The sequence below is a fragment of the Brevibacterium senegalense genome (assembly GCF_000285835.1).
In the GTDB taxonomy this organism is placed as follows: Bacteria; Actinomycetota; Actinomycetes; order Actinomycetales; family Brevibacteriaceae; genus Brevibacterium; species Brevibacterium senegalense.
Window position 1 is genome coordinate 5,000 of sequence record NZ_HE978608.1, and the last position, 12,805, is coordinate 17,804.

The 12,805-nt window shown below is 71.2% G+C and carries 13 protein-coding genes; 9 read left to right on the forward strand and 4 right to left on the reverse strand.

Translation table 11 applies throughout. The features are described from left to right. Together HGBR_RS18055 and HGBR_RS13415 are read left to right on the forward strand one after the other, a co-directional pair. Positions 1-797: LysR substrate-binding domain-containing protein (locus HGBR_RS18055; protein WP_019159859.1), on the forward strand; the 797-nt coding region annotated here is incomplete at its 5' end. Positions 798-1,013: 216 nt separating this feature from the next. Then, positions 1,014-1,970 (forward strand): phosphotriesterase family protein, encoded by a 957-nt coding sequence (locus HGBR_RS13415; RefSeq protein ID WP_019159860.1) that lies wholly within the window; start codon positions 1,014-1,016, stop codon positions 1,968-1,970. Positions 1,971-1,974: 4 nt separating this feature from the next. Here the strand turns inward: HGBR_RS13415 and HGBR_RS13420 are convergent, their stop codons facing one another. Further along, positions 1,975-2,844 (reverse strand): amidohydrolase family protein, encoded by an 870-nt coding sequence (locus HGBR_RS13420; RefSeq protein WP_019159861.1) that lies wholly within the window; start codon positions 2,842-2,844, stop codon positions 1,975-1,977. Positions 2,845-2,981: 137 nt separating this feature from the next. Here HGBR_RS13420 and HGBR_RS18060 point away from each other — a divergent pair, with 137 nt between their 5' ends. From HGBR_RS18060 to HGBR_RS13455, 7 genes are all read left to right on the forward strand, one after another. Then, positions 2,982-3,443: a TetR/AcrR family transcriptional regulator gene (locus HGBR_RS18060; RefSeq protein WP_147522507.1), complete on the forward strand. Its 462-nt coding sequence runs from the start codon at positions 2,982-2,984 to the stop codon at positions 3,441-3,443. Between the two features lie 58 nt (positions 3,444-3,501). Next, positions 3,502-5,373 (forward strand): heavy metal translocating P-type ATPase, encoded by a 1,872-nt coding sequence (locus HGBR_RS13430; protein WP_019159863.1) that lies wholly within the window; start codon positions 3,502-3,504, stop codon positions 5,371-5,373. A 102-nt stretch (positions 5,374-5,475) separates the two neighbouring features. Beyond that, positions 5,476-6,318, forward strand: coding sequence for an SDR family oxidoreductase (locus HGBR_RS13435; RefSeq protein ID WP_019159864.1), 843 nt, complete (start codon positions 5,476-5,478; stop codon positions 6,316-6,318). 111 nt (positions 6,319-6,429) lie between these two features. Then, positions 6,430-7,464 carry an ABC transporter ATP-binding protein gene (locus tag HGBR_RS13440; protein ID WP_019159865.1) on the forward strand — a complete coding sequence of 345 codons (1,035 nt, stop codon included), beginning with the start codon at positions 6,430-6,432 and terminating at the stop codon, positions 7,462-7,464. Between the two features lie 11 nt (positions 7,465-7,475). Continuing rightward, complete coding sequence (locus tag HGBR_RS13445) at positions 7,476-8,318, forward strand: ABC transporter permease (RefSeq protein ID WP_019159866.1); 843 nt, start codon at positions 7,476-7,478, stop codon at positions 8,316-8,318. Further along, on the forward strand, positions 8,311-9,492 hold the full coding sequence (locus HGBR_RS18065; protein ID WP_245533349.1) for a sensor histidine kinase: 1,182 nt from the start codon (positions 8,311-8,313) through the stop codon (positions 9,490-9,492). The genes HGBR_RS13445 and HGBR_RS18065 overlap by 8 nt, the downstream gene beginning before the upstream one ends. Then, positions 9,489-10,121, forward strand: coding sequence for a response regulator transcription factor (locus tag HGBR_RS13455; RefSeq protein WP_019159868.1), 633 nt, complete (start codon positions 9,489-9,491; stop codon positions 10,119-10,121). Before HGBR_RS18065 ends, HGBR_RS13455 begins: the two co-directional genes overlap by 4 nt. Here HGBR_RS13455 and HGBR_RS21175 read toward each other — a convergent pair. From HGBR_RS21175 to HGBR_RS13475, 3 genes are all read right to left on the reverse strand, one after another. Then, a complete protein-coding gene (locus HGBR_RS21175; protein ID WP_083882902.1) occupies positions 10,118-10,528 on the reverse strand; it encodes an RES domain-containing protein in 411 nt (136 codons plus the stop codon). The two genes, HGBR_RS13455 and HGBR_RS21175, sit on opposite strands and share 4 nt — an antisense overlap. Before the next feature lie 132 nt (positions 10,529-10,660). Further along, entirely contained in the window at positions 10,661-11,674 is a 1,014-nt protein-coding gene (locus tag HGBR_RS13470; protein WP_019159871.1) for an isopenicillin N synthase family dioxygenase, read from the reverse strand. Between the two features lie 72 nt (positions 11,675-11,746). Continuing rightward, positions 11,747-12,658, reverse strand: a complete 912-nt coding sequence (locus HGBR_RS13475; RefSeq protein WP_019159872.1) for a MetQ/NlpA family ABC transporter substrate-binding protein — start codon at positions 12,656-12,658, stop codon at positions 11,747-11,749. Positions 12,659-12,805 lie beyond the last annotated feature (147 nt).

Consider the following 12,805-nt stretch of genomic DNA (forward strand, 5'->3'; position numbering starts at 1 on the left):
TGGTCTACGCCGCCCACGCGCGGGAGCTGCTCGACGCCGCCCAGCACTTCACCGACTGGCTGCGCACCACCCGCGACGCAGAGGCTCCCGAGCTGCGCGTGGGCGCCAGCATGACGATCGCAGAGCACCTGGTCCCCCTGTGGCTGACGGACCTGCGGCGCACTGCGCCCGCCACGCGCGTGCTCCTGGAGGTCGAGAACTCGACGCGCGTCATCGAGGACGTGCGCTCGGGCCGTCTGCGTCTGGGCTTCATCGAGACTCCGCACGTCCCCCGCGACATCCACTCCCGGGTCGTCTCCCAGGACGAACTGGTCCTCGTCATCGCCCCGCACCACCCGTGGGCAGACCGCAGCGCACCGGTCGACGCCGTCGAGCTGGCCGCGACTCCGCTGGTCGTGCGCGAGGGCGGTTCCGGCACCCGCGACGCCCTGGCGGTCGTCCTGGGCGATCTCCCGCAGGCCCCGCCTGTCCTGGAACTGGGCAGCAACGCCGCCGTGCGGATCGCGGTGGCCTCGGGAGCCGGCCCGGCGGTCCTCAGTGCGCTCGCCGTCCGAGCCCAGCTGGAGTCCGGCGAACTGCTGCGTGTCCCGCTGGACGGAGTGGGCGCGACTGCTGTGGGCGCCACCGATGCGAGTGCGACCCGCGCGGGTGGGACTGATGCGCGTGCGACGGGGGTGAAAGGCGCGGGCCTGCGACGGGAGTTCACCGCGGTGTGGACGGGGCCTCGGCGGTTGACGGGGGCGGCAGCGGACCTGGTCGCGATCGCGGAGGGGACCGCGGGCGGCTCGCCCGCGTGAGCGACCCGTTGATCTGAGCACCGTGCCCACGTGACGCGGGGCGGGCCGCGGTGAGCCGACCGCGGGACCGTCTCGGGTCCAGCGGAGATCGGTGAATCCGTTCGCACAGATGGGTACAGTCGCAGGTGGGGGCGATCGACCCCTCACGCACGACACCACGGCGAGGTGGTGCCGGGAGACCACTGACGAGCGACGACGCTCGGGAGGACGGCGGACATGGCGGAAGTGCAGACGGTGACGGGTCCGATCGACAGTGCGGACCTGGGGAGGACGCTCGCGCACGAGCACGTGTTCGTGCTGGGCGAGGAGCACCGCCTCAACTATCAGGACTGGGACGAGGAGGCGATGGTCGAGAAGGCCGTCGCGGACCTGACGGAGCTCGCGAGCCTGGGCATCGATTCGATCATGGACCCCACGGTCCTGGGCCTGGGCCGGTACATCCCCCGCATCCAGCGGATCGCGGAGCGCGTCGATCTGAACATCATTGCGGCGACCGGCCTGTACACGTACAACGAGATCCCCTTCCAGTTCCACTACACCGGTCCCGGGCTCCTCTTCGACCAGCCGGAACCGCTCACGGAGATGTTCGTGAAGGACCTGACGAAGGGCATCGCGGACACCGGCGTGCGCGCCGCGTTCCTCAAATGCGCGATCGAGGAGCAGGGCCTGACACCCGGCGTCGAGCGCGTCATGCGGGCCGTCGGCCAGGCGCACGTGCGCACCGGCGCGCCCATCACCGTGCACACGAATCCGCACACCCGCTCCGGCCTCGAGGCCCAGCGCGTCCTGCGCGAGGAGGGCGTCGACCTCACGAAGGTGGTCATCGGGCACTCCGGTGACTCGACGGACCTCGACTATCTCAAGGAGGTCGCGGACGCGGGATCGCTCCTGGGCATGGACCGGTTCGGCCTGGACGTCCTCCTCCCGTTCGAGCAGCGCGTCGACACCGTCGCGCAGCTGGCGGCGGCCGGATACGCGGACCGCATGGTCCTCGCCCACGACGCGGCCTGCTTCATCGATTGGTTCGACCCGGAAGCGAAGCGGCAGGCGGTCCCGCAGTGGAACTACCGACACATCTCCGACGACGTTCTGCCCGCGCTGCGGGAGCGCGGAGTCACGGACGAGCAGATCGAGACGATGCTGGTGGGCAACGTGCGGCGGTACTTCGAGTGAGGGACTACTCGCTCACGCCGTAGAACTCTGCCGCGTTCTGCCAGAAGACGGCCGGCTGGTGCTCCGTCGGCAGGGTGTCCCGGATGAGGGCGAGGTCCTCGGGCCGGAAGGGGCGGCGCGCCCGCGTCGACGGCAGGTCCGTGCCCACCATGAGGGCGGTGGGGTCGACGTCGACGATCGCGGCGAGCGTCCGGGCGGGATCCATGTCGATGCGGCCGAACCCCGTCGCCTTCACCTTCACGCCCTGCTCCACGAGGCGCAGCAGCTGCGGCAGTCCGTCCTCGTGCATCCCCAGGTGGTCGATGCTGACGGCCGGCAGCGCGGCGATCCGGCGGGCCAGGTCGTCGTCGATCGTGCGCGCGTCGATGTAGAGCTCGGCGTGCCAGCCCGCCCGGTCGTGGACCCGCTGGGCGAGGTGCTCCAGGTCATCCAGTGCCGCGGATCCGCCCCGGGCCACGTTGAACCGCACGGCCCGCACTCCCGCCGCGTGCAGCCGGTCGATCTCCTGGTCCTCGACCTCGACCGGCAGCTGCGTCACGCCTGCGAAGCCGGGCCCCAGCTGCGCCAGCGCGTCCACCAGATATCCCTGGTCGAACGCCTGGAACGATCCGGAGACGACCGCCCCGCCGCGCACCGCGAAGCCATGGGGCGTCAGGTGCGCGTTCGCCTCCCGATAGTCATCCACGGTGAACGGGTCCGGCAGGTACCCGTTGTTCTCCACGAGGGGGAACCGCGGATCGACGATGTGCAGGTGCGCGTCGAAGACGGGTCGGGTCTGCCCGGACCCGGTCGGCTCGGTGGGCTCTGCCGGCTCTTCCGGCTCCGGTGACTCCGTGGACCCGGCCGACGCCGGCGGCTCTGGCTTCGCGCTCATGCTCGGATCCTCCCTTGACGCACCCCGTGAACTCATGTTCACTAGGAATGAATTGAAGTTCACTCAACGGTGAGAGCACCCTTCACCGCCCCAGGAGGACCCGCGTCATCACGGCCGTGCAGGACGCGCGGGCGCAGGTGCGCGTTCGCCAGATCGTCGACGCCGCGCTCTCGCTCATGCAGGAGAAGGCGTCGAACGCCGTCTCGATGCAGGCGATCGCGCGCGAGGCCAGTGTGAGCGTAGGACTACTCTACAAGTACTTCTCCGACAAGGAGCAGATCCTCCTCGCCGTCATCACCCGCGTCCTGGGCGCGTTCCGCGAGCGCGTGCCGCAGGCGATCGAGGGCCTCGACGACCCCGTCGAGTCCGTCATCGAAGCGTTCGCGGAGTTCTGCCGGGCGGTCGACGACAACCGGCACGCCGTCGTCCTCACGTACCGCGAGTCCCGCCTTCTGTCGCGCGCGGGACTCGCGGACGTGCAGAGGCAGGAGCTCGAGACGCTCCAGCCGCTCGTCGAGGCCGTGCGCCGGCAGGTGCACGCCGTCGTCCTCGGCGGCTTCACGGATGCCGCCCGCGCCCGCTGGGAGGGCGGGCGATAGGCTGAGGCCCGCAGCCCGGGCGCGGACCCGGGCACCGCGTCGGACGGGAGTGACAGCAGTGGACGGGACCACGGCCTCGGGCGGGGTGTCCGCCTTCCTCAGGCGGCGGGGCCTCATGCTCGCCGTCATCGCGGGCCTCGTCGCCGGCATCGTCTTCTGGCTGACGGACCAGACGACCGCGCTCGCCGTCACCGCGTACCTCGTCCTCGGCGTCGTCATCCTCACGACCGCGGTGGGGATGGTGCGCGACCTCCTCGCCGGCCGGTGGGGTCTCGACGTCCTCGCCGTCATCGCGATGATCGCGACGCTCGCGGTCGGGGAGTACATCGCGGGCCTCATCATCGCCCTCATGCTCACCGGCGGTGAGGCGCTCGAGGACCTAGCCGCCCGGCGCGCGACCCGGGAACTCGATCGCCTCCTCAGCCGCGCCCCCTCGTTCGCCGGCCGCGTCGACCCGGAGTCGGGCGAGGTCGAGTCCATCGCGCTCGACGAGGTCGCGGTGGGCGACACGCTGCTCGTGCGCTCGTCGGAGATCCTCCCCGTCGACGGCGTCCTCCTCTCCGAGTCCGCGACGATCGACGAGTCGTCCGTGACGGGCGAGCCGATCCCCACGCACTTCACCGAGGGCGATCCGCTCCTGTCCGGCACCGTCAACGGCACCGCGAGCTTCAGGATGCGCGCGACGAAGGCCGCCGCGGACTCGAACTACGCCTCGATCGTCGCGCTCGTCCGGGAGGCGGTCGACTCGCGCGCACCGATGGTGCGGCTCGCGGACCGGTACGCCGTCGGGTTCACCGCCGTCGCGCTCCTCATCGCGGTCCTCGCGTGGATCCTCAGCGGCGATCCCGTGAGGTTCGCGGAGGTCCTCGTCGTCGCGACGCCGTGCCCGCTCCTCATCGCGGCACCCGTCGCGTTCATGGGCGGGATGAGCTCTGCGGCGAAGCTCAACGTCATCATCAAGGACGGCGGCGTCCTCGAGGTGCTGGGCCGCATCCGGTCCGCCGCGTTCGACAAGACCGGCACCCTCACCGAGGGTCGCGCCGACGTCGTCGACATCCTCCCCGGTGCCCGCTCCGAGGACGAGGTCCTCGCCCTCGCGGCCGCCGCCGAACAGTACTCCGTCCACGTCTTCGCCCAGCCCATCCTCGACGCCGCGCACGCCCGCGGCCTCACGCTGCCGGAGGTGACGGCCGCGGACGAGGTCGCGACGAACGGCGTCCGCGCGACGCTTGCCGACGGCACCGAGGTCCGGGTCGGCAAGCCCAGTTTCATCGAAGAGGCGGTCGGCCCGTTCGATCGGCCCGAGCTCGAAGGCGGCGCGGCCGCCGTCCACGTCTCCGTGGGGAAGGAGCACGCCGGCGTCCTCCTCCTCTCCGATCCCCTCCGCCCCAAGGCGGGCGAGACGGTCCGGCGGCTGCGGGAGGCCGGCGTCGAGAACGTCGCCCTCGTGACGGGCGACGTGCGGTCCACCGCCGAGGCCGTGGCCGCCTCCGTCGGCATCACGACGGTGCACGCGGAGACGACGCCGCAGACGAAGGTCGAGATCGTCGGCGGCCTGCAGCCGCGCCCCGTCCTCATGGTGGGCGACGGCATCAACGACGCGCCCGTCCTCGCCGCCGCGGACGTGGGCATCGCGATGGCCGGGCGCGGTGCGACCGTCGCGAGCGAGTCGGCCTCGGCGGTCATCACCTCGAACGACATCAGGCGCGTCGCCGACGTCGCGGTCGTCTCCCGGCGGACGGTGAGCATCGCGCTCCAGTCGATCTGGGTGGGCATCATCATCTCCGTCGGCCTCATGCTCGTCGCCTCGTTCGGCTACCTGCCCGCCGTCGTGGGCGCGCTGCTCCAGGAGGTCGTCGACCTCGTCGCCATCGTCTTCGCGCTGCGTGCGCTGGGAGCGCACCGGGGGCTCGCGCGCGCGAAGGGTTGAGTGGCGACGCCCGTCCCGCCGCGCTCCCCTACGTCGGCGATTGAGCGTTCGATCAACGATGGCGCACAATGGGTGTGCCCGAGGACGTCCAGGAGGAGCGACATGACCGAGGCAACGACGCACGATCCGGTGAGCAACCTGTCCCCGACGCTGCTGGAGGGCCACGTCGCCTTCATCACGGGCGGCGGTTCCGGCATCAATCTGGGGATCGCACGCGCGTTCGCGCGCTGCGGGGCGAAGGTCGCGATCTGCGGCCGGACGGAGGAGCGGCTCGCGACGGCCGCCGAGGAGCTGCGCGACCTGGGCGCGGAGGTCGCCTACCAGGCCGCGGACGTCCGCGACGCCGAGGCCCTGCAGGCTTCCGTGGACCACGCCGTCTCCCAGCTGGGTGACATCAGCATCGCGGTCGCGGGAGCGGCGGGGAACTTCTTCGCGCAGGCGGAGAAGATGAGCCCCAACGCGTTCAGGACCGTCGTCGACATCGACCTCATGGGCGCGTACCACACGGCGCGGGCCACGTTCCCGTCCCTCAAGAAGACCCGCGGCTCGATCCTCTTCATCAGCGCCGGTCAGGCGTACAAGGCGATGAAGTACCAGGCCCACGTGGGTGCGGCGAAGGCCGGCATCGAGGCGCTCATGAAGAACTTGGCGGTCGAATGGGGCCCGCACGGCATCCGGTCGAATTCGCTGGTGCCGGGGCCCGTCGAGGGGACGGAGGGCATGGCGCGGCTGGCCGGCCCCACCGGGGACGAGATGTGGAAGCAGGCCGTTCCGCTGGGCCGCTACGCGTCGACCGCGGAGCTGGGGGCGATGGCGGCGGTCATGTCCGGACCGCTGGGCGCGTACGTGACCGGTTCGCAGTACATCGTCGACGGCGGGAGCGGGCTCATGACCTCGGCCCACATCTCCGACGCCGTGGAGAAGTCGCTGTTCGCGCAGGAATGAGGGGGCGCCGGTGAGCGAGCACCCGGTGAGCGCCCACCCCTGACAGATGTCATGCGCGATGGGTGACGGTCGGCAGATCCTCGGCAGGGCGCGGATCTCCAGACTGGAGGCATGAACACAGCAGCCTCTCCCACAGCCCTGCACGCGACGGGCGTCCGCCGCCACTTCGGCACCGGCTCCCGGACCGTCCACGCGGTCGCCGGCGTGGACCTCGAGATCCCACGCGGCGAGATCGTCGCCCTGCTGGGTGCCAACGGCGCCGGCAAGACCACGTTCCTCGACATGGTCCTGGGGTTCACGCCCCCGGCCTCGGGCACCCTCACCGTTCTGGGTGGGTCCCCGAAGACCGCGGTGAGTGCCGGGCGCGTGGGCGCCGTGCTCCAGACCGGCGGCCTCCTCCACGACCTGACCGTCCGCGAGACCGTCGCGATGGTCGCCGCCTGCCACGCCGCCCACATCCCCGTCGACGCGGCACTCGAGCGCGCCGGCGCCACCGGCATCGCCCGGCGCCGAGTGCGCAAGTGCTCCGGTGGCGAGCAGCAGCGGCTGCGCTTCGCGCTCGCCCTGCTGACAGAGCCGGACCTGCTGCTGCTCGACGAGCCCACCGCCGGCATGGACGTGCGCGCCCGCAAGGAGTTCTGGGAGACGATGCAGACCGAGGCCGAGCGGGGTCGCACCATCGTCTTCGCCACGCACTTCCTCCAGGAGGCCGCGGACTTCGCCGACCGGATCGTGCTCATGCGCGCCGGCCGCATCGTGGTGGACGGCCCCGTCGACGAGGTGACCCGTGCCGGCCACCGCACCCTCTCCGGTATCTGGGACGGTGCGCGGTCCCCGGAGGAGGTCGCCGCGGACCTGGGCATCGAGGACGCGGTCGCCCATCAGAGCGGCCGCGTCCGTTTCACGACGGAGGACACGGACGGTCTGGCCCGCGTCCTGCTGAGTCAGGGCCTGGCCCACGACCTCTCCATCACGGCCGCCTCCCTGGACGACGTCTTCCTCGACCTCACTGCCGACGACGCGCCGGAGGCCGGTCCCCAAACCGGTCCCGCGACCGCATCCCAGGCCGCCCCCGAGGCCGCCGGCACCCGCACTGCCCGCGTCACCAGCACTGCCCGCCCCACCCCGGAAGGGGCCCTGCCATGAGGAGCACCGACATGACCGCCACACCATCGACCACCACAGCCACTGCATCGACCACCACCACGCCCGTCACGCACCGGTCCACCGCCCGCCGCATCGCCGGGTACGCCGGCTGGGAACTGCTGCGCAATGTGCGGATGGTCGAGTCCACGTTCTTCATCGTCGTGCTGCCCACCGTCCTCTACATCATGTTCGGCGCCCTGTCGTCGTGGGGCGACGGCGAGGCCGGGCACGGGAACGTCTCCGCCTACAACATGACCGCAATGGCCGTCTACGGCGCCACGATGGCCACGAGCGCGATCGCCGGTTCCGCCGCGATCGAACGGCAGCAGGGCTGGGGCCGCCAGCTGGGCCTGACCGGGCTGGGCGGATCCGGCTACATGGTGGGGAAGATCCTCGTCGCCCTGGGCATCGCCCTCCTGCCCATCGTCGTGATCTTCGTCGTGGGGGCCCTGACCGGCGCCCGCTTCGACGAGGGGTGGATGTGGCCGGCCTCCGGCGGGCTGGCGCTGCTGGGCGCCATCCCCTTCGCCCTCTACGGACTGGCGGCGGCACTCCTGTTCCGGTCCGAAGCGGCGGTCTCCGCGGCCTCGGGCATCCTGGTCGTCCTCGCGTTCTTCGGCAACCTCTTCATGCCGTTGACCGGCACCCTCCTGACGATCGCGAAGTTCACTCCCGTCTACGGCATCGCCTCCCTCACGCGCTGGCCGCAGCTCGAGGGCGCGGTCGTCGACACCTCGGGCGGCGCGCCGGCCGGAGACCCGCTCTGGGCGATCGTGCTAAACGTAGGGGCATGGACGGTCGTCTTCGCGGTACTCTGCCTGATCGCCTCGCGCCGCAGCACGCGCCGTGGCTGAGGACGGACGCGCGCTGATGGCGGCGGGGACCGCGGGCCCCTGGGGCCCCGGCGAGTGGCCGGAGGAGCCGTTGCCGCGGGGGGATCGCCTCCCGGTCCTCATCCCGGCGGGCGTGTGGCTCATCTTCCTCACGATCCCGGTCGTCGCCCTCGTCGCCGGCCCCGCGCCGATGGGCGCGACGATCCTGGGCCTGGCGGGGACGGTGGCCTTCGTCGTCGTCTACCTGGGGCACTTCGTGCGGCCGTGGTTGGTGCGGGGCGTCCCGCTCTGGGTGAACACGCTCGCGGTCACGGTCCTGCTGCTCATCAGCGTCGCGGCGACGGCCCCCGGTGCCGGACTCACCGCGTTCAACTTCCTGCCGTTCACCCTGGCGATCTGGATCTTCCCGCATCACCTGCGCGTGGGACTGCCCGTGTCCGTGGGTCTGGCCGCGCTGTGGGTCGCGATGGCACTGCTCATCGCTCCGGCGGGTGAGCGCTTCTGGATGATCGTCCCGGTGGTGCTGGCCCTCTTCATCATGCTGGCGCTGCGGCTGGCGATGGAGCGTGAGGAGCGGTCCCGCATCCTGGGGGAGGAGCTCGCCCTGTCCCAGCAGCGCGAGCAGGTGGGGCGCGACGTGCACGACGTCCTGGGGCACTCCCTCACCGTCATCACCCTCAAGACCCAACTGGCGAGGAAGCTCGTGGAGGACGACCCGCAGCGGGCGCAGGCCCAGCTCGACGAGGTCCTCGACGTCTCCCGGCAGGCGCTCGCGGAGGTCCGCAGTGCGGTGGGCGGACAGCACGTCCCGGATCTGGACGCCCAGCTCGCGTCCTCGCGCAGCGCACTCGAGGCGGCGGGGATCGCGGCGGACCTGTCGACCACGGCCTCGGCGTCGCTGCCGGCCGCCGGCCGCCAGCTGTTCGCGTGGTGCCTGCGCGAGGCGGTCACGAACGTGATCCGCCACGCGGACGCGACCCGGTGCGCGGTCACCGTGACCCGGGACCGGCTCACCGTGGCGGACGACGGGGTCGGGCGGACCGCCGCCGAGGCCGTGGTCGGGAGAGTGCCCACGTCCGGCAGCGGGCTGCGCGGCCTGCGGGACCGCGTCGCCCGGGAGGGTGGGACACTCACCGTGGAGGACGCGCGCCCGGGCGAGGAGCGTCCCGGGACGAGGCTGGAGGTGCGCCTGTGAGCGACGGACCGGTGAGCGGCGCGCCCATCCGACTGCTCCTGGCGGACGACCAGGCGCTGGTCCGGGGTGCGCTCGCGGCGCTGCTGGAGATGGAGGGCGACCTCAAGGTCGCCGCGCAGCTGGCGGACGGCACCGAGGTCGCGGAGACGGTCGCCCGGGAGCGGGTCGACGTCGCCCTGCTGGACATCGAGATGCCCGGGCTGGACGGGATCGAGGCCGCCCGCGCGATCGCCGCCGGTGGGACCGGATGCCGGTCGCTCATCGTCACGACCTTCGGCCGGCCCGGCTACTTGCGGCGGGCGCTGGAGGCCGGGGCCAGCGGATTCGTCGTGAAGGACACCCCGGCCGAGCAGCTGGCCGAGGCCGTCCGCGCGGTGCACGCCGGGCAGCGGGTCGTCGATCCCTCACTGGCGGCGGAGACCCTGGTGTCCGGTGCGAACCCGCTGACGGACCGCGAGCGGGACGTGCTGAGGGCCGCGCTGGACGGGTCGAGCGTCCGTCAGATCGCCGCCGCGCTGTTCCTCTCGCCGGGCACGGTGCGCAACCACCTGTCCTCGGCGATCGGGAAGACACATGCGGCCAACCGGACCGAGGCCGCCCTCACCGCCCGCGACAACGGCTGGCTCTAGGCGCTGCTCCCCCGCGGTTCGTCGAGGACCTCGTACTCTCGTCGGTCATGCGTCCGGGCGATCGTGAGCCCCGGCATCGTGCGGATCACCGTCGCGAGGGGAGTCTGCGTCAGTGCGCTGTCGTCGCGGGGTCCGGAGGGCCCGAAGACAGCCAGCGCGCGGCCTGACCCGGGGGAGAACCTGGGCTGGTACCAGATTCCGTCGAAGCGGTCGCGGTGGAATGCCGAGGCCCATCGTTGGGACACCGGGTAATCGGCAGTGCTGCACAGTTCGTTCGTGACCCCGAATCCGAATGCGTCGCTCGACGTCAGGCGCGCGGCACGGACGGCGTGGGGGGAGCAGGACCTCGGAGACGAGGCGATCCGACAGGAGGGAATCGGGGATGATGCCGGAGGCGATGAAGTCAGGACCGATGACCTCCCGCGCGGAGTGGGTCGACCTGGACTCGCTCGAGCGGACGACGAAGGCGATCGAACGGACGGTGGCGCGGCTGGTGGAGTGAGGTGTGGCCCGCCTCGCCGCCGGGACGGGCCACACCATCACGCCTGGGGCACGAGGTGCTCCGCGTAGTACTTCTGCGCGACGTTGGGGTGCGAGCGCAGTCGTGAGGCGAACGCGTTCTCGCCGTAGACCGCGTGCAGCACGTCCAGCTCGTCCTGCGAGACGCCCCTTGTCTTCTCCTTGAGCTGCGCCGGGAGCTCGACCCGCGGCAGCTGCGAGCGCAGCGAGGGGTTGTAGAAGAACGGGATGGAGATGCGGTCCTCACCGGGTCGGGTGGGCAGGACGCGGTGCACGGTCGCCGTGAGGTAGCCGTCGGTCGCAACCTCGAGCAGCTTGCCGATGTTGACGACGAAAGCGTGTGGGATCGGGTCCGCGTCGATCCACCCGTCGTCCGTCTTCACCTGGAGTCCCGTGGTCCCCGGCTGCGGGTAGAGCAGCGTGAGGGTTCCGCCGTCGCGGTGCTCGCCCACACCCTGCGTGATCGCGCCGTCCTCCGTCGCCGGATAGCGGACGATCTTGATGAAGGAGGCGGGGTCGTCTGCGAAGGCCTGCGCGAAGAGGTCCGCGGGCTGGCCCAGGCTCTGGGCCCACTCGGACAGCAAGCGGTCGCCCACAGCGGAGAGCTGCGCGTGCCAGCGGTCCGTGGCCTCCTTGAGCTCCGGCAGGTTCTCCGGGTACTGGTTGGGGCCCGTGAGGCGGTCGAACGGGAACTCGATCTCCTCCTCCGTCAGGGGCGCGCGGTCCAGGCCGATGTCGATCTGCTCCCTCCAGTCGACCTCGCCGCGCGTGCGCTCGCCCCCGGTTCGTGTGTAGCCGCGGAAGTGCGGGGAGTGGTCGTTCTCGATCGCAAGCTTCTCGTCCTCTGGCAGTGCGAAGAAGCGCTGGGCCACCTCGATGATCCGGTCGAAGTCCTCATCGGGGATGCCGTGCCCCGTGAGGTAGAAGAAGCCGACCGTGTGGGTGACCTCCCGCAGCTTCTCGCGGAATGCGGGTGCGGTCGCGGGGTCGTCGGCCAGAGACAGGTCCAGGATCGGCAGGGTTTCGATGCTCATGATTCCTCCGTGGGGTATGGGTGGGCGTGATCATCCGAACGCGTGATCGTGCCTGGTCAGCAGGGGTGCGGGTCAGCTCGTCCGGCCGTCGCCGGATGCCGCGACCTGTTCCTCGTCCTCGAGGAGCGCGCGCAGCTCCTCTGCGGTCCAGTCCTCCTTGAACTCGACATTGCCGTTGTTGAGCTCGGAGACGGCCTCCTGCACCTCGGGCGAGTGGTACGCCTCGATGATCGTCTGGAAGCGCGGGTCGTCCGCGTTCTCCTCCTTCGCGACGAACACGTTGATGTAGGGGTCGTTCGTGCCGGAGTCCAGGTCGTCCTTGTAGATGATGTCGTCGTCCGTGAGCCCGCCGCGCGAGGCCTGCGTGTTGTTGACGACGGCGGCATCCGCAGCACCGTTCAGTGCGTTGACGGTCTGGTTCGTGTCGACCGGCGTGATCGTCACGTCCCCGGACTCGATCTCTGCGGGCGTGGACAGGGAGTTCCCTCCGTCCACCAGCGTCAGGAGCCCCGCGTCCTGGAGGTTCAGCAGGGCTCGCGCCTGGTTCGTGGGGTTGCTGGGGATCGCGATCTCCGCGTCCGCCGGCAGATCCTCGAGCGAGGCGTGCTCCGTGGAGAAGAGGGCCAGCGGGTAGACGGCGGTCGCGCCCACGGGCACCAGATCGCCGTCCGAGTTCACGTTGAACTGGGCGAGGAACGCGAGGTGCTGGAAGAGGTTGAGGTCGACATCGCCGTTCTGGGTCGCGGAGTTGATCTGGGGACCGTCGGTGAAGCTCTCCACCTCCAGGTCGATGCCCTCCTCGGCGACGAGGTCGCGGATGAGCTGCCAGTGCGGCTCCTGGCCGTCGTCGACGGCGATGGTGACGGTGCTGCTGTCCTCCTCGCCCGCCGAGGCCGTCCCACCGCACGCTGTCAGTGCGGCGAGTGCCAGGACGGCGGGGATGGCGGTGAGCGCCCGGGCGGTGGTCAGCGATGTGCGGGTCATGTGATCTCCTCGTCAGGTCCGGCCGCATGAGGAACGTGCGGACGCCGCCACCGTAGGGAGCACGGGGCGATCCGCTGCTCGGCTGTTGTCACCTGAGGACCCGGGATGACGCAATCGGATCGATCCGCGCTCGATTGTGACGACATC

What these genes read in the sequence shown, in the direction of transcription:
- HGBR_RS13415 (WP_019159860.1), top strand. Translation starts at nt 1,014, where the DNA reads ATGGCGGAAGTGCAGACGGTGACGGGTCCGATCGACAGTGCGGACCTG.
- HGBR_RS13420 (WP_019159861.1), bottom strand. Translation starts at nt 2,844, where the DNA reads ATGAGCGCGAAGCCAGAGCCGCCGGCGTCGGCCGGGTCCACGGAGTCA.
- HGBR_RS13435 (WP_019159864.1), top strand. Translation starts at nt 5,476, where the DNA reads ATGACCGAGGCAACGACGCACGATCCGGTGAGCAACCTGTCCCCGACG.
- HGBR_RS13440 (WP_019159865.1), top strand. Translation starts at nt 6,430, where the DNA reads ATGAACACAGCAGCCTCTCCCACAGCCCTGCACGCGACGGGCGTCCGC.
- HGBR_RS13445 (WP_019159866.1), top strand. Translation starts at nt 7,476, where the DNA reads ATGACCGCCACACCATCGACCACCACAGCCACTGCATCGACCACCACC.
- HGBR_RS13470 (WP_019159871.1), bottom strand. Translation starts at nt 11,674, where the DNA reads ATGAGCATCGAAACCCTGCCGATCCTGGACCTGTCTCTGGCCGACGAC.
- HGBR_RS13475 (WP_019159872.1), bottom strand. Translation starts at nt 12,658, where the DNA reads ATGACCCGCACATCGCTGACCACCGCCCGGGCGCTCACCGCCATCCCC.